26 protein-coding genes are annotated in these 24,202 nt (G+C 41.3%); 15 read left to right on the top strand and 11 right to left on the bottom strand.

Going from position 1 to position 24,202, the window contains the following annotated elements; translation table 11 throughout:
- Positions 1–289: 289 nt before the first annotated feature.
- Genes GJU40_RS09815 through GJU40_RS09800 form a run of 4 tightly spaced genes read left to right on the top strand, consistent with a single transcriptional unit; the run spans position 290 to position 4,191 of the window.
- Entirely contained in the window at positions 290–1,210 is a 921-nt protein-coding gene (locus GJU40_RS09815; protein ID WP_343031499.1) for a metal ABC transporter solute-binding protein, Zn/Mn family, read from the top strand.
- Positions 1,211–1,222: 12 nt separating this feature from the next.
- Positions 1,223–1,990 (top strand): metal ABC transporter ATP-binding protein, encoded by a 768-nt coding sequence (locus GJU40_RS09810; RefSeq protein WP_154307582.1) that lies wholly within the window; start codon positions 1,223–1,225, stop codon positions 1,988–1,990.
- Positions 1,983–3,305 carry a metal ABC transporter permease gene (locus GJU40_RS09805; protein ID WP_154307604.1) on the top strand — a complete coding sequence of 441 codons (1,323 nt, stop codon included), beginning with the start codon at positions 1,983–1,985 and terminating at the stop codon, positions 3,303–3,305. The genes GJU40_RS09810 and GJU40_RS09805 overlap by 8 nt, the downstream gene beginning before the upstream one ends.
- Complete coding sequence (locus tag GJU40_RS09800) at positions 3,295–4,191, top strand: metal ABC transporter permease (RefSeq protein ID WP_154307581.1); 897 nt, start codon at positions 3,295–3,297, stop codon at positions 4,189–4,191. Before GJU40_RS09805 ends, GJU40_RS09800 begins: the two co-directional genes overlap by 11 nt.
- Positions 4,192–4,421: 230 nt before the next feature.
- On the opposite strand, the gene GJU40_RS09795 is transcribed toward GJU40_RS09800, so the two are convergent.
- From GJU40_RS09795 to GJU40_RS09765, 7 genes are all read right to left on the bottom strand, one after another.
- Positions 4,422–4,982, bottom strand: a complete 561-nt coding sequence (locus tag GJU40_RS09795) for a hypothetical protein (protein WP_154307580.1) — start codon at positions 4,980–4,982, stop codon at positions 4,422–4,424.
- A 331-nt stretch (positions 4,983–5,313) separates the two neighbouring features.
- A complete protein-coding gene (locus GJU40_RS09790) occupies positions 5,314–6,027 on the bottom strand; it encodes a nucleotidyltransferase domain-containing protein (protein WP_154307579.1) in 714 nt (237 codons plus the stop codon).
- A 1,066-nt stretch (positions 6,028–7,093) separates the two neighbouring features.
- Positions 7,094–7,462, bottom strand: coding sequence for a hypothetical protein (locus GJU40_RS09785; protein ID WP_170289371.1), 369 nt, complete (start codon positions 7,460–7,462; stop codon positions 7,094–7,096).
- A 64-nt stretch (positions 7,463–7,526) separates the two neighbouring features.
- Positions 7,527–7,715, bottom strand: a complete 189-nt coding sequence (locus GJU40_RS09780; protein WP_154307577.1) for a hypothetical protein — start codon at positions 7,713–7,715, stop codon at positions 7,527–7,529.
- Positions 7,716–7,768: 53 nt separating this feature from the next.
- The gene (locus GJU40_RS09775) at positions 7,769–7,933 is read right to left on the bottom strand and encodes a DUF1540 domain-containing protein (protein ID WP_154307576.1); all 165 of its coding nucleotides are present in this window, start codon (positions 7,931–7,933) and stop codon (positions 7,769–7,771) included.
- A gap of 71 nt (positions 7,934–8,004) precedes the next feature.
- On the bottom strand, positions 8,005–9,048 hold the full coding sequence (locus GJU40_RS09770; RefSeq protein WP_154307575.1) for a cytochrome d ubiquinol oxidase subunit II: 1,044 nt from the start codon (positions 9,046–9,048) through the stop codon (positions 8,005–8,007).
- 18 nt (positions 9,049–9,066) lie between these two features.
- On the bottom strand, positions 9,067–10,413 hold the full coding sequence (locus GJU40_RS09765) for a cytochrome ubiquinol oxidase subunit I (protein WP_343031496.1): 1,347 nt from the start codon (positions 10,411–10,413) through the stop codon (positions 9,067–9,069).
- A 171-nt stretch (positions 10,414–10,584) separates the two neighbouring features.
- On the opposite strand from GJU40_RS09765, the gene GJU40_RS09760 reads away from it, so the two are divergent.
- The gene (locus tag GJU40_RS09760) at positions 10,585–10,842 is read left to right on the top strand and encodes a type B 50S ribosomal protein L31 (RefSeq protein ID WP_154307574.1); all 258 of its coding nucleotides are present in this window, start codon (positions 10,585–10,587) and stop codon (positions 10,840–10,842) included.
- Positions 10,843–11,005: 163 nt separating this feature from the next.
- Here GJU40_RS09760 and GJU40_RS09755 read toward each other — a convergent pair whose 3' ends face one another.
- Together GJU40_RS09755 and GJU40_RS09750 are read right to left on the bottom strand one after the other, a co-directional pair.
- A complete protein-coding gene (locus tag GJU40_RS09755; protein ID WP_154307602.1) occupies positions 11,006–12,082 on the bottom strand; it encodes a metal ABC transporter solute-binding protein, Zn/Mn family in 1,077 nt (358 codons plus the stop codon).
- 161 nt (positions 12,083–12,243) lie between these two features.
- The gene (locus GJU40_RS09750; protein ID WP_343031495.1) at positions 12,244–13,419 is read right to left on the bottom strand and encodes a GTP-binding protein; all 1,176 of its coding nucleotides are present in this window, start codon (positions 13,417–13,419) and stop codon (positions 12,244–12,246) included.
- Positions 13,420–13,550: 131 nt separating this feature from the next.
- Between GJU40_RS09750 and GJU40_RS09745 the strand changes: the two genes are divergently transcribed.
- On the top strand, positions 13,551–14,117 hold the full coding sequence (locus GJU40_RS09745; RefSeq protein WP_154307573.1) for a beta-class carbonic anhydrase: 567 nt from the start codon (positions 13,551–13,553) through the stop codon (positions 14,115–14,117).
- Here GJU40_RS09745 and yidD read toward each other — a convergent pair.
- The gene (yidD, locus tag GJU40_RS09740; RefSeq protein ID WP_154307572.1) at positions 14,114–14,338 is read right to left on the bottom strand and encodes a membrane protein insertion efficiency factor YidD; all 225 of its coding nucleotides are present in this window, start codon (positions 14,336–14,338) and stop codon (positions 14,114–14,116) included. The two genes, GJU40_RS09745 and yidD, sit on opposite strands and share 4 nt — an antisense overlap.
- 147 nt (positions 14,339–14,485) lie before the next feature.
- Here yidD and GJU40_RS09735 point away from each other — a divergent pair, with 147 nt between their 5' ends.
- From GJU40_RS09735 to GJU40_RS09695, 9 genes are all read left to right on the top strand, one after another.
- Positions 14,486–14,959, top strand: a complete 474-nt coding sequence (locus GJU40_RS09735) for an S-ribosylhomocysteine lyase (protein WP_154307571.1) — start codon at positions 14,486–14,488, stop codon at positions 14,957–14,959.
- Between the two features lie 242 nt (positions 14,960–15,201).
- A complete protein-coding gene (nikA, locus tag GJU40_RS09730; RefSeq protein ID WP_154307570.1) occupies positions 15,202–16,719 on the top strand; it encodes a nickel ABC transporter substrate-binding protein in 1,518 nt (505 codons plus the stop codon).
- Position 16,720: 1 nt separating this feature from the next.
- A complete protein-coding gene (gene nikB / locus GJU40_RS09725; RefSeq protein WP_154307569.1) occupies positions 16,721–17,662 on the top strand; it encodes a nickel ABC transporter permease in 942 nt (313 codons plus the stop codon).
- A 17-nt stretch (positions 17,663–17,679) separates the two neighbouring features.
- Positions 17,680–18,480, top strand: a complete 801-nt coding sequence (gene nikC, locus GJU40_RS09720; RefSeq protein ID WP_246188334.1) for a nickel transporter permease — start codon at positions 17,680–17,682, stop codon at positions 18,478–18,480.
- On the top strand, positions 18,477–19,280 hold the full coding sequence (locus GJU40_RS09715; protein WP_154307567.1) for an ABC transporter ATP-binding protein: 804 nt from the start codon (positions 18,477–18,479) through the stop codon (positions 19,278–19,280). Before nikC ends, GJU40_RS09715 begins: the two co-directional genes overlap by 4 nt.
- Positions 19,281–19,292: 12 nt before the next feature.
- Positions 19,293–20,081 carry an ABC transporter ATP-binding protein gene (locus GJU40_RS09710; protein WP_154307600.1) on the top strand — a complete coding sequence of 263 codons (789 nt, stop codon included), beginning with the start codon at positions 19,293–19,295 and terminating at the stop codon, positions 20,079–20,081.
- Between the two features lie 346 nt (positions 20,082–20,427).
- Positions 20,428–21,456, top strand: coding sequence for a glycosyltransferase family 2 protein (locus tag GJU40_RS09705; protein WP_154307566.1), 1,029 nt, complete (start codon positions 20,428–20,430; stop codon positions 21,454–21,456).
- Between the two features lie 226 nt (positions 21,457–21,682).
- On the top strand, positions 21,683–22,705 hold the full coding sequence (locus GJU40_RS09700) for a permease (protein ID WP_154307565.1): 1,023 nt from the start codon (positions 21,683–21,685) through the stop codon (positions 22,703–22,705).
- 46 nt (positions 22,706–22,751) lie between these two features.
- Positions 22,752–23,738 (top strand): TIGR03943 family putative permease subunit, encoded by a 987-nt coding sequence (locus GJU40_RS09695; RefSeq protein WP_154307564.1) that lies wholly within the window; start codon positions 22,752–22,754, stop codon positions 23,736–23,738.
- Between the two features lie 160 nt (positions 23,739–23,898).
- On the opposite strand, the gene ytzI is transcribed toward GJU40_RS09695, so the two are convergent.
- Positions 23,899–24,057, bottom strand: a complete 159-nt coding sequence (ytzI, locus tag GJU40_RS09690; protein ID WP_154307563.1) for a YtzI protein — start codon at positions 24,055–24,057, stop codon at positions 23,899–23,901.
- Between the last annotated feature and the right edge of the window lie 145 nt (positions 24,058–24,202).

Below are 24,202 nucleotides of genomic sequence, written 5' to 3'. Positions count from 1 at the left end.
TCTGTGAAAGGTTTTGTTCAATTCTTTTTGGGAAATGGTTAAACTTATCTAACACAATGGAACCAAGGCCAGCAAACTATGCTGAAAGATGATTTCACTTTTCTTATTTGACAATTAGCCAATTTTGCTTTAATTTTTGTACTAAGGAAACATTTTTAGGTTTGGTAATATTATATGTACTGAAGAAATATTATAGCAGTTAGAAAGGTTAATATTTTTTTAGTTAAAAAGTTGTACTAGGGAAAAAATAATTACTAGAGGAAAGAAAGGAGAAATGAATATGTTTCATATTAAAAAAACGATTGCAGCTGTCATGCTGTCATGTCTCGGCTTGATGAGTGCTTGTAACAACGTTTCTTCCAATGAAAGTGACGGCAGGCTGAAGGTCACAGCCACAACTGGGCAGATTGCAGATCTTGCAAAAAACATTGGAGGCAGTGAAGTAGAGGTAGAGGCGCTGATGGGGCCGGGAATTGATCCCCATTTGTATCAAGCTTCACAGGGAGATATGAAAAAGCTGAATGAGGCTGACATCATTTTCTATAATGGCCTGCATCTTGAAGGGAAAATGGGAAATCTTCTGGAGAAGCTTTCCAGTGAAAAACCTGTTCATGCTGTTTCTAAGGAAATCTCAGAGGATGATCTGCTTGCAGATGAGGAAAATCCAAGCATTCATGATCCTCACATTTGGTTTAGTATTCCACTGTGGATGGAAGCTGCTGAAGCAGTAGAAAAAGAACTTTCTGATCTTCGTCCTGAACAATCTGAAACATTTCAAGCAAATCTTGAAGACTATAAAAGAAAGCTGCAGGAAATGGATGCTTATGCAAAGGAGCAGATAGAACAAATACCGGAATCTGGAAGGGTGTTGGTTACCGCACATGATGCGTTTCAGTACTTTGGACATCAATATGGTATAGAGGTTATGGGGCTTCAAGGATTAAGCACCGAATCGGAATATGGGCTAAGAGATGTTCAAAGCCTTGTGGATTTGCTTGCTGAAAGAAATATTAAATCTGTATTTATTGAAACCAGCATTTCGGATAAATCTATTACTGCGGTGATAGAAGGTGCAAAACAGAAGGGACATACAGTGACAATCGGCGGTGAACTCTATTCGGATGCAATGGGTGAAGAAGGTACTGAAGCAGGTACGTATCTCGGCATGTTTAAACATAATGTTGATCGTATTACAGCTTCACTAAAGTAGGAGGAGAAAACAATGAACCCGGTGAATGTTGAAAATTTGACAGTTGCCTACAACAAAAAGCCTGTACTTCAGGAGATATCCTTTACTGTTCCTTCTGGAAAACTTGTTGGCTTAATAGGGCCAAACGGTGCTGGAAAATCCACGCTTATTAAAAGCATTCTCAATCTGGTTGCACCTGCTGCCGGTTCTGTTGAAATATTCGGGGATTCCTATAAAAAGCAGCGGAAAAAAGTAGGCTATGTTCCTCAGCGGGGAGAAGTCGATTGGGATTTTCCAACAAATGCTCTCGACGTTGTCCTTATGGGAAGGTATGGTCATACTGGATGGATCAGGCGCCCCAAAAAGGAAGATGTGAGTGCTGCTCGAGAATGTCTTGATAAAGTTGGGATGCTGCCTTTTGCAGACAGGCAGATTAGCCAGCTGTCTGGTGGACAGCAGCAGAGAGTGTTTCTTGCCAGGGCTCTTGCCCAGGAAGCAGAAGTGTATTTTATGGATGAACCTTTTGCTGGTGTAGACGCTGCTACTGAAAAAGCGATCATTCTCCTGTTAAATGAATTGAAGAGCAATGGAAAAACTGTCTTGGTTGTTCATCATGATTTACAGACTGTTGAAGAATATTTTGATTATGTACTGCTCTTGAACATGAGAAGAGTTGCATTTGGTCCGACTAAAGAGACCTTTACACACGATAACCTTCAAAAAGCATACGGGGGCAGGTTGTCTATTATAAGTCACACGTATCCAAACGGAGAAAAAGTTACTGGTGAGAGTAATGATTGAGCAGCTGCTGTATCAATTGGGAAATCCCAACACTCAATGGGTGTTATTCGGAACCCTTCTTCTTGGTGTGAGCAGCGGAGTTCTAGGCAGCTTTGCTCTTTTGAGAAAGCAAAGTCTTGTTGGAGATGCAGTTGCCCACGCGGCTCTGCCCGGCGTTTGCTTGGCTTTTATGGCAAGCGGGAGGATGTCGCTTCCGATTTTGCTTGCAGGTGCGGCTCTCACGGGTTTGATTGCAGCCTTTCTGATCGGGTTCATTACAAAACATACTAAAATCAAACAAGATACTTCCTTAGGTCTAGTCCTCTCAGTATTCTTTGGTTTTGGAATTGTTCTTCTGACCTATTTGCAGAATCATGGCAGCGGAAACCACAGTGGTTTGAACCATTTTATCTTCGGCCAGGCAGCATCGATGGTGCCTGCGGATGTTAGAGTTATAGCGGTTGCTTCAGGCATTTTGCTTTTCATAACCGCGCTGTTTTTTAAGGAATTCAAGCTGATGATTTTTGATCCTCAGTTTGCAAAAGGCATCGGCCTTCCCACCGGCTTTTTGAATGCATTGCTGATGGGACTGATTGTAACTGCTGTTGTCATTGGCCTGCAGGCGGTAGGTGTTATTCTGATGGCCGCCATGCTGATAACACCGTCTATTACTGCAAGGTACTGGACGGATCGTCTTGGCGTGATGATCTTTTTATCAGGAATTCTTGGTGGACTGTCAGGTGCTGCGGGCACCTTGCTGAGTACAGCAGTCAACGGAATGCCTACCGGGCCGCTGATTATTGTTACCGCGACTATGCTGTTTTTAATTTCACTGGTTGCTGCTCCCGAAAAAGGGCTGCTCTCCAAATTACTGAAACAATATAGAGTCCGCAGGGAAACTGCCCGCGAAATGGTGATGTTGTCACTGTATGAATATTATGAGAAACATGAAGGCCCGCTGCTGGATCACCAGATGGAGGCTGTCATGAAGAACCGTTCTGTCTCACCCCGTCAGTACAGCAGTATTCTGAAGCAATTCCAAAAGGAAAAAGTCCTTATTTCTGCTGAAAGGAGCAGCATAATGCTTCTTAGCGATAGAGGAGCACATATCCTGCATGAAGCAGTGTTAAAGAGAAGAATGTACGAAGTGTATTTAATGCATGAACATGAGCTTGCTTCCTCCTATCAAAATGAAACCACAAACATAGAAGAGATGATGAATTCAGCTACAATGAGGAAAAGGCTTTTGAATTTGCTTAAGCTGCACAATAGGCTGCCGCTGCCGCTGTATGCTTCAGAAAGCCAGTTAAAAAGGGGGAAACGTGTTGAGCTATGAAGGTTGGATCTTATTGACAGGATCTCTGGTCGGCATCAGCTGTTCAATAATCGGATGCTTTCTGATTTTAAGAAAAATGGCGATGCTGGCAGACGCAATCAGCCACACTGTTCTCCTTGGGATTGTAGCTGCATTTTTGATCAGCCAAAGCCTGGATGGAGCAGCAATGTTTATAGGAGCTTTATGCGCAGGATTGCTTACCGCTTTTTTTGTTCAGCTCTTAAGCGCAAAAGGCGTGCAGTCAGATGCTGCGATTGGCGTAGTTTTCACCTTTTTATTTGCTGTTGGTGTAATTCTTCTCACCCTTTATGGAGGAAATGTTCATCTTGATGTGAATCATGCACTGATGGGAGAAATCACATTTGTTCCGCTGGATATTGTGCAAATAGGGGGGGTAACCCTTGGCCCAAAAGCAGTCTGGATGCTTGGATTTGCCCTTGTCGTAAACCTGCTTTTGATTGGTTTGTTTTATAAGGAATTTAAGATTACATCCTTTGATCCGCAAATGGCCATGTCGCTGGGCATTCCCGTCCTGCTAATTCACTACCTGCAGATGGGGATGCTTTCAATGACTACGGTGGCTTCATTTGACAGTGTGGGAGCTATTCTGGTTGTGGCAATGCTCATTGTGCCTCCAGCAGCAGCTTACTTGCTGACAGAAAAGCTTAGCCATATGCTCGTCATCAGCGGGTTGATCGGTGTTTTGTCCGCTGTATCAGGCTACTATGCAGCAGTGTTGATGAATATTTCAATAGCGGGTGCAATGGCATCAGCGGCTGGAGTTATCTTCAGCTTGGTCTTCCTTTTTTCTCCTTCTCAGGGATATGTCATAAAACTGCTGGTGCGCAGAAAAAGCTCGCAGCAGCTGCAGGAAAAAAGAAGCTGAAGGCCAAGATAAAAACGTCTGTAACAGTAACGGATACCATCTTGGGAGAGGAAATGCAAAAACCCCTCACAGAAAGAAATTTACCAAGAAATTTAAACAAGTTAAAAGGCACAGAGACATTCTGACAGGTAGCAGTAAAATAGCACACAAAAAACTCGGAGCAATTAAGCTCCGAGCCTATTTTATAGTAGCACTTTTTCGAAGATTAGCATCCGTAAGTTTAATAGGGGTTATTGATTTTTTTCTTGTAACCATTTTTTGTATTCAGGTAGTGTGTATTCATCAGTTTTTACCACGTTCCATTGACTATCATTCTGTTTTAAGAAGACCTTTATTAAATATTCTCCGCCAGATTCGTCGAAGTCATCTCTCAAATAAACAATGCTTCCGTGAACCAGGACTGTCACTTCATTATCATTTATTGCGTTTACTTTAATTCGTTCATAACTTTCAATATTGTAATTGGCATCCAACAAGTCAAAACCTTGATTCAAGGATTCAACCTCATTTTTTTCTACATTAACTCCTTTAACAGGATCGATATTCTCTTTTAATTCTGGGTACCTTACCCAAAGAATGTTTATATCATTATTTATTACTGCTTGAGTTCTATGATACATATACTCTCTTACAGGCTTAGTATATTTCACCCAATCTGATGATTCAGGTTCAACAAAACCTTCTATATCATTTTTAAAATGAAGGTCATTTGATAATACGGAATTTTGCTGACACCCTAATAATGACAATAATAAGACGACGATTAAACTGCAAAAATGAAATGTCTTCATATGATTTGCCCCCCTGAAATTATTAGACGGACCTTACTTTGCATATGTTTCAAATTGGCAAAGAGAATCATACACCTTATTCCACTGACCTTCATCTTATGTTGAGTAAGCCTGCTGTGATTTTAACATAAATATCCAAATACCTGTTTACCATTTTGAACATATCAATTTAGATAGCTGAATAAACACCTTTAAAGAAGATAAACCTCGAATAATGAAAAAAATTGCAGTCCAATTCAGATGCGAATTGAACTGCAATTTTTTGTGCGAATGATGTTTTTACTCGAAAACAGAACCCTTTAAATATATTCTGAGCGTTTTTAACATTGGTTTATTTTTTTCCTAACGAGAAGCCTTCAAAATATCTTCCATCAAAGGGTTTAAGAACTTTATCAGTCAGTCTTACTATTTTAGCAATATCATTTGTTTTATAGTATGCATCAAATGCTTCAACGAATTCGTTTGCAAGTTCCTCGTCGTAATGAGCTAATGAACGAACAATCCATTTTGAAGAGCCGGTCCATTTACGATTACTGCGAAGAATAAACTCACTTACTAATTCACCGAGTTTATTTGCAATGAAAATTCCTTCGCCTCTATTTTGGCAGCCGATTAAATCATCTAACGCATCAGTGATAAAATATCGCTTCAGATCAATTGTTTCTTTTGACCACTCTTTTGGTCCTTGTTCTAATAATTCTTTAGCTTCTTTTCTTATTTCTGACAATACGCCTGTATCTTTTAAAATCTTCCCTTCGCTAACCATTCTTGGCATACAGGGTCTTGCTTCTTCACAATCACTTTCAAAAAAGAAACGATAAGATGATAAGTTATGTGCAAACAGCTCAATATTCCATCCAAATTCAATAAGTGATACCCGATAAGAAGAAGATATATTTTCATCAAAGATCACTATATCTAAATCAGATGTTTTAGTTGCTTGTCCACGAACAACACTTCCAGCTAATATAGCTCCCTGACAATGTGGAAAATGTTTTTGTGTAAACAAAAAAGCTGCTTCTATTGGTTGTGGTCTTTTTTCCATTCTTTAATATCCCTCCGTTTTTCAGGGAAAATATTACCGAATTATGGAAGACATAACATGAGCCTATAGCCATGTAGCGCTTTTCTTTTATCATACTATGTCTAGTGCTTGGCGACTTTTATCTAACTCATTTACCTAACTATTTTAGACATAGTTGTGCCAACTAGTCTAGTCCTAAAAGGTACTCCCACAGCTCTTATTGTTAACATTCATGGAACTTTCTGTAAATATCTATACTAGCAGCATAATGGCCAATATGATGCACTGATCCTGCTTTCTTCCAAAGAGAAAATCCCTTATTGCATAAGGGATTATGGTCTGATTCAGGTTATGGTAGAGGTTAAATTTGTGACATAGGTGAGGAGAGCTTATATAGTTAATGCGACATATTGAGGTGGAAAAGCACCTAAAATATTAGAGCTCATTTGGGGATAAAAGCAAATTATGGAAACGAGAGTGTGCTTGCTGCATCAGAGCTGCTCGAGGTCATAAGCCAATCGGACTGAAGGTTAATTATACCGGCTCGTCTTATGCTTGTCAGAGCCCGACAGGTCGTCGGACAGTCATGCTGCCACAGGACGTGGCGCTCTTAGCATGACTTCCTTGGTTTGCGCTTTTTACATTGTCCAGCTCCAGGCGCCAGCGGCTCGAGGTCATAAGTCAGCTTGGTCAAGAGGTCAAAAAGCGACCTCCTGCCCAAGCTGCCTTATGCTTGTCGCCGCTGAGCGGCGCCTTCCGCTTTTCGTGTTGTCCAGCTCCAGGCGCCCGCCCTTCGAGGTCATAAGCCAATCCGGTCTGAAGGTTAAAGAACAACCTTCATTCCGGCTCGTCTTATGCTTGTCAGGGCTGAGCGGCGCCTTCCGCTTTTCGGTTTGTCCAGCTCCGCCGGCTAGGCCCTCGAGGTCATAAGCCAATCATCTCAAAAAGGCAAAGAGCGCCTTTTAGAGATGCTCGTCTTATGCTTGTCAGGCCTGAGCAAGCCGGCTCCGCTTTTCATGTTGTCCAGCTCCAGGCGCCAGCGGCTCGAGGTCATAAGCTGTCTTGGCCATAAGGTCAAAGAGCGACCTTACGTCCAAGCCATCTTATGCTTGTCGCCGCTGAGCGGCGCCTTCCGCTTTTCTTGATTGTCCAGCTCCAGGCGCCAGCCCTTCGAGGTCATAAGCCAATCCGGCCTGAAGGTTAAAGAACGACCTTCATTCCGGCTCGTCTTATGCTTGTCAGGGCTGAGCGGCGCCTTCCGCTTTTCTACATTGTCCAGCTCCAGGCGCCAGCGGCTCGAGGTCATAAGCTGTCTTGGCCAAAAGGTCAAAGAGCGACCTTCCGTCCAAGCCATCTTATGCTTGTCGCCGCTGAGCGGCGCCTTCCGCTTTTCTACATTGTCCAGCTCCAGGCGCCAGCGGCTCGAGGTCATAAGCTGTCTTGGCCATAAGGTCAAAGAGCGACCTTACGTCCAAGCCATCTTATGCTTGTCGCCGCTGAGCGGCGCCTTCCGCTTTTCTTTATTCATACAAATCATATTCAACCGCCCTGTGGCCGACTATTTCATTGATGTCTGAGGGCAGGCCTTCGAGTGATCCGAATTCGTAATCCCATAGGTTGGCAAAGGAATCAACAAAGGTTGGAAAGGATGAGCTGCTGGCTGTTTGCATTTCTTCCCGGAAAGAGTGTAACAAGCTTTCTTCATTCATACGGCTGCCTCCTTGTCTTATGTAAGCAGGGGCTTACAGCCCCGTTAGTTATTTCACGATAGATCATGCGGTTTGAATGTTTTGCAGTCTGTTTCTCTGCTATTTGATGCTTGTTCTCCATGATGGCTGACGACATAGATGCTGTCAGCAGTACATTTATTTCCTTTTCCCCAGTAGTGACAGTTATTCACTTCGCACAAAACCTTCACTTCATGCATGCTGTAACCTCCCTTGACTAGGTACAGCTATAGTTTGTGCAGGATGAGCACAATCATACTGTCATCTATTGTTACGAATTTTTCTGCCTCAGGTACTCTTTATCGCCCATAAACATTTTCCAGAAAAAAATAAATCCTGGAAACAATATGGCGAACCCTATAATGTAAGTGATAAACAATGCCCTAAAGGTGTTGGGGTGGGTAAAGCCTGATTGTATCGTGACATCAGGATAAATCATATAAGGCAGGTGCGCTCGGCCATATGCATAACTGGCCAGCAGGTATTGAACGACGATGGCAATCACTGCAATACGGGGCCGTCCCGTTCGGCCGCTTTTCCTCGATGGCAGGTACATGGCAATTCCGGCAACAAGAAAAGTGGCCACAGAACCAATCAGCCAAGGTAAATAGTCCATCATACGGGTATACAGCCACGCTGCTTCTGTTCTCATGGTCAGCATGATGCAGAATGCCATCAGCAGTGAAATTGGCCCCATAATCAAAGCATCACGCCTGTAAATATAGTAGGCTTCAGGTTCATCGGAAACATTTGAGTAATCAGCAAGCAGAAGAGAAGAAAGAAACAGCGTGCTGCTGATGGCGAATGCCACAAATGAAAGGGCATTAGGGCTGGTTAACAGAGAAAGGAGCTGAAGCCTGTGCAGGCCGTCTTCTACCGTTATGTATCCACCATGTGTCAGCGGCAGGACAAGTATCAGCAGCCCTGGAATCAAAAACCCGGTGATGCCCGAAACATAGGTTAAAGCTTTTTCGTAGCTTTTAGCAATGTGTGAAAAAACCAGAAAACCGCTTCGTATTGCGAGAAGAAGGAGAATTAAACTTCCCGGTATCAGCAAAACTGTTCCGAGAATAAAGGTAGCTCCCGGAAAAAAACTTACCAAAGCCACGACGATCGCTACGATAAATACATTCGTCACTTCCCACGTAGGCGACAAATAACGGTTTGCAATATTGGTTGCATTTGTTTTTTCTTTGTTAATATAAAACATTGACCAAAAACCTGCCCCGAAATCCATCGTGGCCATAACAGCATATATGAACACGAATCCCCATAATACCGTGATTGCAATCAGTGCGTCTGTGGTCATTTCCATTGATCAATCACCTCTTGTCTAGACATTAATATCTTTGTTTGCTGCTTTGGCTATATCTTTTTCAACTGGATTTTTCTTAAAGTAGTACAGCAGCACAAGTACAACCGCTATGCCCAATATGGCGTATACGAGTGAAAAAAGAATGAACAGCACTCCTATTTGTTCTGAGCTTGTCACAACATCAGCTGTTTTTTGAATTCGGTAAATGACCCAGGGCTGTCTTCCGGTACACGCAAATATCCAGCCAAATTCCACTGCAATGAGCGACAGGGGACCGCTTAGGACGAAAGCCCACATAAACACCTTTGGAAAACGGTCTTTTTTAAGAAATTTACGCCATACAAAACCAGCCACAGAGAGCATAATCAGAAACGTTCCAATGATAATCATGACGTTGAACAGTGTATGAACAAACAATGGAGGCCAGTATTCTTCAGGAAAATCGTTTAAGCCGATTACGACTGTGTCAAAGCTGTCTCCCGACAAAAAGCTGAGCAGCCAGGGAATTTCAATGCCCCCTTTTACAGTTTGTGTTTCTCTGTCGGTAAAGCCTCCAAGCGTAAATGGTGCATGGCTTTGTGTTTCAAAAAGGCCTTCGGCGGCAGCAAGCTTTTCAGGCTGATACTCATGAAGCATTTGAGCTGATTCATGGCCGTTGAAAGCTGTCAGCAGAGAGAAGATACCCCCGATGACAAGACCCATCATCAATGCTTTGCGATGAAATTGATACAATCTTTCATTATTTTTGTTTCTGAGCATTTTATAAGCTGCGATGGAAGCAATGATAAATGCCCCAGTCATAAATGCCGACACTGCAACATGGGCGGCAGTAACAAAGAAGCTGGGATTAAAAAAAGCAGCCCAGGGATCAACATCCGTAATTTCTCCATTGAGAATTCGGAAACCCGCAGGCGTCCCTTCGAAGGCATGAACATTCGTAATAAGAATGGCAGAAGCAGCAGCACCCAGCATAACAAGCGTGACACTGAAAATACGCATACGGGGAGTAAGCCTGTCATACGCATACACATAGATGGACATAAACAGCGCTTCAATAAAGAAGGCGTAAATTTCTATCTGAAACGGAAGTGCCATGACCTTTCCTATCACTTCCATAAAACCAGGCCACAGCAATGCAAGCTGCACTCCGGCAATTGTGCCTGTAGGTATCGCTACACCCAGCAGGACAGCCTGGCCTTTCGTCCATCTCTTAGCCATAATGGCATAGTCTCTGTCCTTTGTTTTTTGAAACAAGAGCTCCGCGCAGAGGATCATGAGCGGCAGTCCGACTCCAAGCGTTGCAAAGATAATATGAAAACCCATTGTTGTGCCAAACAGGCTTCTTGCCAGTATTAGATGGTCCACAATGATCCGCCTTTCTTTTCCTGCAATTTAACAATCTTCCCTTATTGTCCACATTTTGTAATTTTTTATGCGGAAGAAAAAGGAGTGCATGTTCTTTGACAAAAGAATAACAAAGGGTTATAATTTAAAACGTAACGATTACGATTAATAGAGCATAAGGAGTGGTTATATATGAAACCTGGAATTCATCCCCAATATCATAAAGTTGTTTATATGGATATGAACAGCGGTTTTAAGTTTCTATCTGGTTCAACAAAAACATCTAACGAAACCATAGAGTGGGAAGATGGAAATACTTATCCTCTGCTTAAAGTTGAGGTAACGTCAGATACACATCCTTTCTACACTGGAAGGCAAAAGTTTACAGATCGCGGAGGACGTGCTGACAGATTTAACAAGAAATATAATCTGAAAAGCACCGATGAATAAAATTACCCCTGAGGAGACAAGTGATGCTTGTTTCCTTTTTTTCGTTAAAGGTCTTGTTTGGAAGCGGGGAGCATGCTGTTTTTACAGCTGAAGCTCCTTTAGCAGTAGACCGGAATTGTAAGTGCATAAAAAAAAGAGCAGTGCACTGGCACTGCTCTTCATATTAATTCAATGCTTTTCTTAACGTCTCCAGATTTCTCTCCATGATGCTGAAATAATCTTCACCGTTTTGAAGATCTTCCTCAGACATAGATTCGAGATTGTAGAGAGTAAGTGCTTCAGCATTAATTTCATTTTTAACAATTTCAGTAATTTTACTGCTCACATTTCCCTCAAATATTACATACTGAAGATTGTGCTCTTTAGCAGTTTCAATGATATTTTGGAGCTGTCTTTGGGAAGGTTCCTGAGTAGGCGAAAGTCCAAGTACACTGATTTGTTGTAATCCATATCGGTTTTCCCAATACCCATAAGCTGCATGTGAAACAAGAATCTCTTTTTTCTCGGACTCTCCAATAACCTGTGAAAATTCTGAATCAAGCTTTTCAAGATTGTTTTTTAGTTCCTCAAAATTTTGGTTGAAGATTTCTTCTCCTTGAGGTTGAAGCTCGGTTAATGCATTTTTAATATTTTCTGCTATTTGGATTGAAAGAATTGGATCTATCCAAATGTGGGGATCTTCGTCACCATGATCATGTGCATGTCCATCATGAGAGTGCTCATCTTCATGAGAGTGCTCATCTTCATGAGAGTGCTCATCTTCATGAGAGTGCTCGTCTTCATGAGAGTGCTCATCTTCATGAGAATGTTCGTCTTCATGCGCATGATCATCTGCATGAGAGTGTTCTCCTTCATGATCATGTGCAGCATCTTCAGTTGAGAGTAGCTCAATTCCCTCACCTGCTGCAATGATCTTAACATTTTCTCCCTTTAGTGTGTCTTTTGCTTTTTCTGCAAATCCTTCAAGACCTACGCCAGAATAAATAAATGCATCAGAATCAGCAATGCTGACCATTGTTTTCGATGTTGGTTCATACGTGTGTGCATCTGAATTTGGTGGGTAGATACTTTCAACTTCTACAAACTCTCCGCCAATTTTCGTTGTAAAGTCCTCTAAAGGGTATATAGTTGTATAAATCTTCAATTTTTCTTGAGCTGTTTCAGCTGGCTCGGTATTTTCAGGCGTATCGCTGTTTTGTCCCCCGGCACAGCCGGAAAGAGCAGTTCCAAGTACAAGCATGAAGGCCGCAAGAAGGAAAATATTTAGTTTTTTCAATGATATTCTTCTCCTTTAGTCAATTTATAGTAGTAAGCAGGTTGATAATCCTTAGCTATTATATCGTAACCAGTACGATTTGAAAACAATTATGCAATGATATTAGTAACTAAAATCTTTCAGAATTATTGAAATGGGGGCAGATCATCTTGAAATAAAGTCCAGTCTGCTGACATTTCTTCTTCAGTGAGAAGGCAGTCATCAAGAGAAGCTTCAATGTTTGTATTGACAAGAAAAGTTCCTATAAAAACCAGTTCTGTTATTCTGTCTCCAAAGACGCTGTCCCAGCGTTCTGTTAAGACGGGGTCTTCTGCAAACGCTTCTTCCTTTTCTTCTTCGCTCATAGAGGCAATCCAGTTTCCCGCACCTTGAAGGATGATGGACGTTCCCGCTTGTGAAAGAAGCCCTGCAGTATCGTTTCGTGTTGCAAGCCAGAAAAAACCCTTTGCTCTTATAACAGTGTCAGGCCAGTTTTCAAGCCAGTTGAGCAGCCGCTTTGGGTGAAAGGGTCTTTTTCTTCTGTACACAAATGAGCGGATGCCATATTCTTCAGTTTCCGGAGTATGTTCTTCGTTAAGCTCTTTTATCCAGCCGGCACTCCCGCTCGCCTTTTCTAAATCAAAGTGATTTCGATGAAGCAATTCTTTCGTATCCACCGAAGAGAAAGAGGATTGCAATATGTCTGCCTCTGGATTTAGTGCAGAAACAGCTGCATGAAGTTTTTTCACTTCAGAATCATCCACTAAGTCCACTTTGTTAAGAATAATAGTATTTGCAAATTCTATTTGTTCTATTAAAAGATCTGCTATATCACGGGTGTCATTTTCATCTGCTGCTTCTTTACGGTCTAACAGACTTTCTCCCGAGTAGTAATCATGCCAAAATCTATTGGCATCAACAACTGTGACCATGGAGTTGATATAGCATAGTTGTGTTAAATCAATATTAAGCTCTTCATCCGCAAAGCAAAGTGTTTGGGCAACAGGGACAGGTTCACTGATGCCGGAGGATTCAATGACAATATGGTCAATCTCTTTTAGTGCAGCAAGCTTACTTACTTCAATTAATAGATCTTCTCTTAATGTACAGCAAATGCACCCGTTTTGCATTTCAACGAGCTTTTCATCTGTCCGGCTGAATGCATCTCCTTTTAATATGTATCCGTCAATATTAATTTCACTCATATCATTTACTATAACTGCTGTTTTTATCTCTGTTTCCTCTGTCAATATGCGGCGGAGCAAGGTTGTTTTTCCTGATCCGAGATAACCGCTCAATACAGTAACCGGTATTTTTTTCACGATGACACAGTCCTCCCAAATATTACAAATAGTAATCGTTACGTTTTGTCACGTCAATAGTATCCTAAGTAAGACGTATTGACAAGGGGTATGCTATAGTTAACTTGACTAAATTATGGAGGAGCGGACCAATGACATTACTGAGTAACATTCTTGAGCATAATCGTGAGTTTGTGAAAAACAAAGAATATGAAAAGTATCAAACTACAAAATTTCCTGACAAAAAGCTTGCGATCCTGACCTGTATGGACACCAGGCTGGTAGAACTGCTTCCCCAGGCTATGAAAATAGGAAATGGCGACGTTAAAATAGTAAAGAGTGCGGGTGCAATCGTAGCCCATCCTTTTGGCAGTATTATGAGAAGTCTGCTGGTCGCTGTATATGAATTAAATGCTGACGAAATCTGTGTCATTGGCCATCATGATTGCGGCATGAGTAAATTAAATGCAGAATCTTTCCTTGAAAAGGCAAGAAACAGGGGAATTCCTCAGGAGAGGATTGATCTTCTGGAGTATTCAGGCATCAGTATGGATGATTGGCTTAAAGGGTTTGACCGTGTTGAGGAAAGTGTAAAGCACAGTGTAGGAGTTATTAAAAACCATCCACTTCTTGCCAGTAATATTCCGGTACACGGTTTAGTGATCAATCCTGAAACAGGAGAGCTGGAAGAAGTCATAAATGGATATCATCAGGATTAATCCTCTTTTTTCTGAGGTACAGGATCAAAGCCGCCGGGGTGGAATGGGTGACACTTCAAGATGCGGATCACAGTCAGCAGTCCGCCTTTTAAAGCTCCATGCACTCGGATAGCTTCCAGCCCGTAATGTGAACAGGTAGGATAAAATCTGCACGTTGGCGGCTTTAGCGGCGAAATGACTTTTTGATACAGTTTAATGATGCTTATAAAAATGATTTTCATTTGTCTCACCTTCCGTTAGTATCAGTATACTCAATCAGCCGAAAAAATCCAGCAGTCTCTTCTAAACAGAACTCAGACAAAATGGATGAAATTTATCGGAATTAGGTGTATAATAGGTAATAGATTAAAAAAAGGAGTGAGTATTTCATGCCTTCAGTTGAAAGTTTTGAATTAGATCATAATGCTGTGAGAGCTCCATATGTAAGACATTGCGGTGTCCATAAAGTTGGAACTGACGGTGTTGTTAATAAATTTGATATTCGTTTCTGTCAGCCAAACAAACAAGCGATGAAGCCGGACACAATCCATACTTTGGAGCATCTGCTTGCTTTTAATATCCGTAAATATGCTGAGAAATACGATCATTTTGATATTATTGATATTTCTCCAATGGGATGCCAAACAGGCTACTACCTAGTTGTGAGCGGAACACCGGAAGTGCAGGAAATCATTGATTTGCTTGAAGATACCTTTAAGGAAGCTGTAGAAATTACAGAAATTCCGGCTGCAAATGAAGAACAATGCGGACAGGCGAAACTCCACGATCTTGATGGAGCTAAGCGAATGATGAACTTTTGGTTAAAGCAGGAAAAAGAGAACTTAGCAAAAGTTTTTGAATAAGAAGAAAAAGGCACCGAACTATTCGGTGTCTTTTTTTTATGCCCGCTCCTGCCCGCTTAGGCAGTTATTCTTCAAGTGCAAAACAATAAAATGAAATTAGTTATTTACAAATACTAAAACAACCACTATTATTAATTATTGTGAATCGAAATCATTACTAGTTGAGACAGCCATCAGCTCCTGAACTTTATGAAAAAATACAATCTAAATCGTAAACATTACATTTTAAGGAGAAGAACAATATGAAAAAGTTACTAGTTGTTTTATTTAGCATTAGTTTTCTAGCTGTGTCAGCAGCATGTACGAACAGTCAGGAAACAGGAAACGGTGAAGAGGAAAAAGCAATAACGTTTTTATCTAATTTTCCGAGCGATACACTTGATCCTCATCTAAATTGGACGCCATTGAGGGCAGGGATGGTAGAGACACTGGTTAAAATTAATGAGGATTTGGAACTGGAGCCGTGGCTTGCGACGGAATGGAGTACTGCTGATCATGGTAAAACATGGGTGTTTATGATAAATGAAAATGCCAAGTTTCAAAATGGAGAAAAAGTAGACGCTGAAGCAGTAAAGGCTTCATTCGAAAGAAACATTGAGGTCAGTGAAGCGATCAACAATGCATTAAAGATAGAAAGCCTGAAAGCAGAGGGTCAAGAGCTTGTCATCTCGCTGACTGAATCTATACCTCATTTTCCTTCAGAGCTTATTCATCCTAACACAGCTGTCATCCTTGCAGATGAAGGAGATATAGCCAAAAGTCCAGTAGGCACAGGTCCTTTCAAGGCAGAGTCTTTTCAGGCTGGAAGCAGTCTGGTATTGAAGAAATCTGATGAATACTGGGATGGAGAAGTAAACCTTGATACTGTCACAATGACATTTAACGATGACGCAAATGTAAGAACACTGGCTCTTCAATCAGGAGATGCGGACATCGTTTACAGGCCTTCTATTGAAAGCCTGGAGACATTAAAGAAAGATGAAGATATTATCACTGATGTGGTACCAAGCCCGCGTACTCATCTTCTCATGTATAACACCGAGGATGAAGCTTTGAAAAATGTTCACATTCGTAAAGCAATTGACGCATTAATTGATAAATCTGAAATCGCTAAAAGCGTCATGACGGGACAGGCAATTGAAGCAAATGGGCCATTTTTAAGAGATTTCCCTTTTTCTATTGATCCTGCTAAGCATGAACATGGAACAGAAATTGCAGCTGGCTATCTTGAAGAAGCAGGTGTGGAAGTAAAGGATGGACAGGCTTATCTAAATGGTAGTCCACTTTCGTTTCAGGTTGCAACCACCTCATTCCGCCCGGAGCTACCAGTGATTGCGCAGTTATTACAATCGGAAGCAAAAGAGCTGGGCATAGGAATTAACATTAAAGTTGTAGAAAATATTGATGAATTTCTTGCGGAAAATAATGATTGGAACTTGGCGACATACAGTCTTGTCACTGCACCAAGAGGAGATGCAAGCTATTTCTTGAATTCAGCTTATATGGATGGAGGAGCCTTTTATTATAACAGCATGGAACAGGATGAGCTGAAAACAATAATTCAACAGCTGAATTCAACTGTTGAGGTTGAGGAGAGAAATGAAATAGCAAAAAGTGCAGGTGAAATCATCCAGGAAGAAGTACTTCATTCATTCATCGTGCATCCTAACAATTATGTTTCCTTTAAAAAGGGAGTAGAGAACTGGCAAACGAGTAAGAGTGAGTATTATATGATTACAAAGGACTTGGATGTGAATTAAATTGAAGCTGGTTGGACGCAGGCTCAGCGAATTGTTTATATTTCTTATTGCACTCTCTTTTATCAGCTTTGTATTTATGAAGCTTGCTCCAGGAGATCCAGTAAAGCTTATGCTGCAGGTGGATGATTTAGCTGTTACACAAGAGGAAATGGAAAGTTTACAAACGGAGCTTGGTCTGGATCAGCCGGTATATGTACAGTATGCAAACTGGCTGTCCCGATTTTTTCAACTGGATTTTGGAAATTCCTATATTACCAAGCAGCCTGTAATTGAGGAACTTGCAGCAAGAATTCCTTCTACTTTGGCCTTAACGTTTTCTTCTTTAGTGGTGATGATGCTCATTGCTGTTCCGCTTGGAACATTATCCGCTCTTTACAAGAATAGATGGATTGACCATATCAGCAGACTTTTCGCCATAGCTGGAGCATCAATCCCAAGCTTTTGGCTTGGTCTCATTTTTATACAATTGTTTTCTGTAAAATATGGGCTTTTCCCTTCCATGGGCAAGGGAAGCCTTTTTCATCTTGTTTTGCCCTCTCTAACACTGGGATTGGCGATGGCAGCAGTATATGTACGGCTTCTTAGATCAAGCTTGCTGGAGAGTTTCGGTCAGGATTTTATTACATCTGCCAGAGCCAGAGGACTGAGTTCAGCGAGGATTTTTTGGCTGCATGCTTTCAGACATGCGTTAGCTCCGGTAGTAACTATTTTTGGAGTCAGCCTGGGCAGTCTTCTGGGCGGAACTGTGATCATCGAGGTACTGTTTGCCTATCCTGGAGTAGGGCAGCTGATTATTGACTCCATTGTTCGGAGAGACTATCCAGTTATTCAGGGCTATATTCTTTTTATGGGAATTTTTGTAGCGCTCATTAATATTTTAGTTGATATTTCCTACCGATTTTTAAATCCCGACATTGCTATAAAGGAGATGAATAATAGATGAACAAAATTCATCCCCTTATGTTAAGTTTCACTCTTGTCATCTTACTCGCGTTTATTTTTATAGCAGGACCTTACATTGTTCCCCATGATCCTTTGAAAGTCCAGATGGACAACAGGCTCCAAACTTCAAGCTGGCAGCATTGGCTTGGTACGGATCATATGGGTCGTGATTTACTGGCAAGAACGCTCGCCGGCGCAAAATTAACTGTTGGAGTCAGCGCTGCGGTGCTGGCTGTCTCTGTTTGTATCGGTGTTCCAATGGGACTGTTATCAGGGTATGTTGGAGGATGGCTTGACAGGCTTTTTATGAGACTTGTTGATGCTTTCCTGGCATTCCCTGACTATATTGTTGCAATTGTGTTGAGCGGTCTGCTCGGCCCAGGAATGCTCAATTTAATGATTGCAATCATAACGGTTAAATGGGTATCGTATGCAAGGCTTGTACGAAGCACTGTGCTTACCGAAAAAAGTAAAGATTATGTAACTATGGCAAAAATCAGCGGTCTTAGTCCATTTAAGATTATGATGAAACACATGCTTCCTCATGTGACAGGCAATGTTCTGGTACTAAGCACCCTTGATATGGGAAAAGTGATTCTCATGATTGCGTCTCTTTCTTATATCGGGCTGGGTGCACAGCCACCAGTACCTGAATGGGGTTCCATGCTGAATGAAGGAAGGGCATTCTTCTATCACGCTTCCCACTTAATGCTGGTTCCCGGCCTGGCGATTGCCATCATCGTTTTATTGACCAACCTGCTTGGGGATTCTTTACGTGAGCATTTTGGTGTAAAAAAACAAAAGGGAGGTTTCTCTTGAACATACTTGAAATAGAAAATCTGACTATTACTCATGCAGAAACGAAAATCGTTCAATCCCTTTCCCTTTCTGTTAGCAAAGGTGAATGGCTGGCTTTAGCAGGTGAAAGCGGGAGCGGCAAAAGTGTAACAGCTGCAGCGATCGGAGGACTGCTTCCAAATGAGCTGAACATAAGCGGAGGATCCATCGTTTTTGATGGAAACAACATGACGAGACTGACAGAAAAAAAACTTAGAGCATTCAGAGGTAAAGGTATTTCCTATGTGTTTCAAGATTATCAAGGTGCATTTACTCCTTTTTTAAAAGTCGGCAGGCAGATTGACGAAATGCTAAAGGTTCATACCAGTCTGTCAAAACCTCAAAGAAAGCAAAACATTGTAAACATGCTTGAACGCTCGGGTCTGCCAGGAGAAAGAGTTTACGGCAGCTATCCCTCACAGCTGAGCGGAGGGCAGCTGCAGCGGGCTGCTATTTGTGCGGCAATGATTTTAAAGCCAAAACTGCTTATCGCAGATGAACCTACTACAGCACTGGACAGTATTACAGCAGCGAGCATATTACGATTAATTGCAGATTTAAAAAGTGAAACGCATTGTGCAGTGCTTTTTATTACGCATGATCTTAGGCATGTGAAAAAATATGCAGACAGTCTGGCAGTTATGCTGAATGGGGAGCTGGCAGAGAGCGGTGAAACAAAAGCTATTTTTGAAAACCCCTGTCATCCCTATACCCAAAAGCTCTTTTCTTCTATTCCCTCTTTAAGAAAGCCTCCTAAAAGGCTGATGACAATACAAAGATAACTGGTGATGAAAATGAAAAACAATGAATATATGATGAAGGCTGAACATCTATTTAAAACATTTCCCGGAGGCAGCACGGCACTAAGCGACGTTTCTCTTTCAATACTAAAAGGAGAATGCAAAGGTGTTGTGGGAGAAAGCGGGAGCGGAAAAAGCACGCTTGCTAAATGCCTTACCTTTATTGAAAAAGCAGATAAAGGCAGTATTATAGTGGATGGCCAGCTCATAAATCCACGGAAGAAAGCCAGCATTGCCCAAGCAAGAAAAAAGATTCAGGTTGTTTTTCAGAACCCGGCTGCTTCCTTTAATCCTAAATTAAAAATGCTAACCTCAGTGATGGAGCCCCTGGACAATCAGAAAAATGAAGTTTGGCCGCTTGATACTTCGCAAAAAAAGCCTCTGTCCAGAAGAGATTATGCTTCTTATTTATTTGATTTGACAGGGCTTCCTGCAAGGTATCTTGACTGTTATCCGCATGAATTGAGCGGAGGCCAAAAGCAAAGAGCGGCAATTGCCAGAAGCATCAGCACTAAGCCTTCTCTCATTATTCTTGACGAACCGACAGCCAGCCTGGATGTATCTATTCAAGGAAATGTATTGAACCTTCTCAAAGACTTGCAGGAAACATTTCAGCTGTCATATTTGTTTATTTCTCATGATTTGGCTGCTGTCCGATTTATGAGCGACAGCATCGTTGTAATGAATAAAGGGAGAATTATAGATTCTTTTAATAGTGAAGACATGTTTTCAGAGGATAGACATGCATATACAAAGGAACTGATTCATGTCTTTGAAGCATAATGATCAGCAGCTGAACAGCTGAATTGGAAATCATGGATTGTGGCTTTCCTTTATTGCGTTGTCACCGAATTGCACAGAAAGTTCATCATTACCTAAAAAAGATTCAGGATGCCTGAATCTTTTTTAGGTTTTATTGAGAGAGGGGAGGGACTGGTGAATGCATCCATCCCCCGTCCTATGTTGGAGAAAGTCTGGGGATGGTTGAAGATAAGGCCATAATAACCACGGCGAGCTTTTTAATAGGAAAAAATTATCATAAAAAACTAAAAATAGAAGTTTTGATTATGTCTGTTAGAGGTATGGAATAGGAGGGAGATTTGAGATTAAAGATTGTTGAGGTGGTAACATGAGTAATATTAAAGTAACGATTGGAATTCCTGTTTACAATTCAGAAGCTCATATCAGCACCTGTCTGGATTCCATTATCAATCAGACAATGCCTCAGCATGAGATAGAAGTAATAGCGGTTAATGATGGTTCTACAGACTCAAGCGGCGATGTGCTTGAGGAGTACGCAGCCAAATATCATAATATCACAGTACACCATCAGGAAAACACGGGAGGCCCTGGTTCACCGCGGAACTATATGATCCAACATGCTGCGGGAGAGTTCATATTCTTTGTGGATGTAGATGATTATCTTGGACCAGAAGCTGTGGACAGGATGTATGAAATGGGCAAAGAAAATGATACCGACATTATCATTGGAAAATTTACGGGTGTAAACGGGCGGGGAGTAGCTAAGTTTAAAAAAACTCAGCCGAAAACAACCGTATTTGAATCCAGCGTTTTAAACGCAATCGGTCCTACAAAAATGTTCCGGAGAAGCTTTCTGCTGAAGAACAATATTTACTTTCCTGTAGGTGTCTGCACTGCCGAGGATCAGCCTTTCATGGTGAAGGCATATATACTGGCTTCCGGCATTTCAATTGTTGGAGATTATCCTTGCTATTATGTTGTCAATCATACAAACAAAGAACATGCTTCTATGATACCTGTAAATCCGGAAGAGTACTATAAGACTCTTGAAGCATCTCTTCGAATCATCAGGCATTATGTGAAAGATGAGGAGAAGAAAAATCTGTTAATTGCAAAATATTTAAATAAAGAATTAATTACGGGCAGAAGCATTTTGTTCGCAGGTTCGGAAATGCCCATTCAGGAAAAAGCAGTCTGGCTTAAAGAGCTGAATAAGTTTTTGGCTAAATGGGTCAATTCAAAAATTGAGAGGCAGCTGACAGATTCTAAACAAGCCTTTTTATCATTTGCAAGAGACCGGAATTTAACAAAAATGAGAGAATATAAAGTGACAATCAATGAAGAGAGAACACCTGCAGCGACAGTCGGCGCAGGTTATCCTGTTTCATCTGGATAAAAGCTGAAAACCGGCGGGAGGCAATATGCCTTCCGTTTTTTTTTGTGGTTTTTTACGAAAAGTCCCGATAGCTTCAGCTTCTATCAGACGCGGAAGGATGAGAGACTCCGACTCTATTTTTTTGCATAAATGAGAGAGGGAATTCGTATGATATTGCATAATTGAGAGAGGAAATTCGTATGATATAATGAGAGACAGATTTTTGTTTAGAATAGGAGTTTGCCAGATGAGAAAATCGTCAGGATCATATGTAAAGGAAGGAATTGCCCTTGCCTTAATGGGCTTGTTTCTATACCTGTTTTTGTTTGTGGATTTTCAGGAACTTCCTGTGGAGATACCAAGAAGTTTTCTGAATGTGAATACAATCTTTCTAAGTATTGTACTGGAAGCTATTCCATTTATACTGCTGGGAGTATTTGTTTCAGCACTTATCCAGACCTTTGTCTCAGAGGAAGCCATTCAGCGTTTCCTTCCAAAAAATGCTATTATGGCTTTATTTCCGGCAGCACTGCTGGGAGCAATTTTTCCCATTTGTGAGTGTGCAATTGTTCCAATTGTGAGAAGGCTGATTAAAAAGGGAATGCCGCTCCACGTAGGCGTGGTTTTCCTTGTAGGTGCTCCAATATTAAACCCTGTAGTGTTTGCATCTACTTTTTTTGCTTTTCAATCAACAAAAGAAATTGTATATGCAAGGATGGGTCTTGCTTTTGTGCTTTCTATCATGATCGGTCTGATTTTGTATCTCGTTTTTAAGAAATCTGATCAGTTAAAGTGGACAAGAGCCGAACTGGTTGGAAGAGCAGGATCTATTGGCGAGGAAGCTAAGGTCAAGGGAAACAGGGTGAAGAGCACCCTTTATCATGCTATAGATGAATTTTTTGAAATGGGCAAGTACTTAATTTTTGGAGCTTTCATCGCCAGCTTGTTTCAGACGTTCCTCGACCGAAGCGTTATAACGGCTATGGGTACGAATGAATGGATATCTCCTGCCATTATGATGGCTTTTGCTTATATCCTTTCACTCTGTTCCGAAGCGGATGCGTTCGTTGCAGCGTCATTTGGCGGAACGTTTTCTGCTGGTTCTCTCCTTGCCTTCCTGGTTTATGGTCCCATGGTTGATCTGAAGAATACAATTATGCTTTTTGCGTTTTTTAAAGCAAGATTTGTGCTAGTATTTATAGGAGTTGTGACAATTTCAGTATATGCTGCAATATTGATCTATCAGCAGTTTTTCCTTGGTATCTGGTAGAATCAAAGGTTTATGGTAACTGAAGTAAAAGGAGTGACCTTCAATAATGAACAATCGTCCTGATTACAGATTTCATGTATTTATAAGAGGAATCATCCTGATTGGTTTTACTATGCTGATGTTTAAGCTGATTACGACTGGAAACATCACCAATTTTATTGCTCCCAGGATGATGCCGTTCATCTATTTTGCAGTTGTGACGTTTTTGATACTTGGAGTAGTTCAAATCTGGAGAAGCGGATCAAAAAACGATGAAGAAGTTGTTTGTAATTGTGGTTTTGAGCACAGTGAGAAAAACTCGCCGCTTCAATCTCTTGTGATTTACTCTTTTTTTGTTTTTCCTATTATCACAGGCTTTATGTTTCCGGAAGTGGTTCTCGACAGCTCTATAGCCTCAAAAAGGGGTTTTAAAAGCGGTCTGGTCCAGCAGCAGCAGGAACCTGCAGAAGAGTCAGACAGGCTGACTGACCAGGATTTGGCTGATTTGTACCTGAGTGACCCTGAAGAGTATATGAAACAGCTGGAAGAAAGAGTAGAGGGAAATGCATCAGGAAATACTGACTCAGATCAGCCCCAATCTGACGTGCCTCTTGAACATCCTGAAGGTTTTGAAATTGAGGCACCGCCGGAAGGATATTATGAGAAACTGGAAGCAGAGATGCTTCAGTCCGATAAAATTACTCTGACAGAAGAACAATACATTCAAATGACAAATATTATTGATAAATTTCCCGAGAAATTTGCCGGCAAGGAAATGGAACTGATCGGTTTCGTATACAGAGAGCCTGATTTTGAAAGTAATCAGTTTGTTGTAGCGAGATTTGGACTCTCCTGCTGTGTGGCAGATGCATCAGTCTACGGTACGCTTGCCGCGATGCCGGATGGGGAAGCTTTAGAGGAAGATCAGTGGGTAAGGGTCAGCGGCGTTCTTGAGCAAACCACATATAATGACTGGAACCTGCCATACCTTCAAATTAACAGCATAGAAAAGATAGAGCAGCCCAGCGAACCCTATGTATACGAGAATTACTAGAGCTGCTTCTGAGCATCCCGGCATTTCGGGATGCTCTTTTTAGTGAAACAAATGAATCCTGTTTGTATCTGCAGACAATAGAGATTGCGCTCTGTTACCATACACACAAGAGAAGTCTAAAAAAGGAGGTGACACTTCCCCTTTAATACATGAAGAAGACTCATTTTTCCTCTCTATTGTCTTCTCCTGCTGATGATTTTTCATCTTTCCCTGCAGGATCAATCGTGTGCTTATACTGATATGCTTTAGAAGTGGTGATAACACTCAAAAACAGGACAATCAAAACAATCACCATGCAAATGGCCATAACTATATACATAGCTAGCACTCCTTTACGAGATCAAGTGTAGAAATACTTTCGTTTGCAGTAAGCACCGGCAGCTTCTTTTTAAGATAACTGTCCACAATCTATTTTAACAAATGTGGGAAGTAATAAGAAAAATTCATGAAAGTTATGTAAGTTT

Source organism: Metabacillus lacus (assembly GCF_009674805.1).
GTDB lineage: Bacteria > Bacillota > Bacilli > Bacillales > Bacillaceae > Metabacillus_C > Metabacillus_C lacus.
Note: the sequence above shows the minus strand (reverse complement) of the source record. Positions and strands in the feature narration are given on the sequence as shown.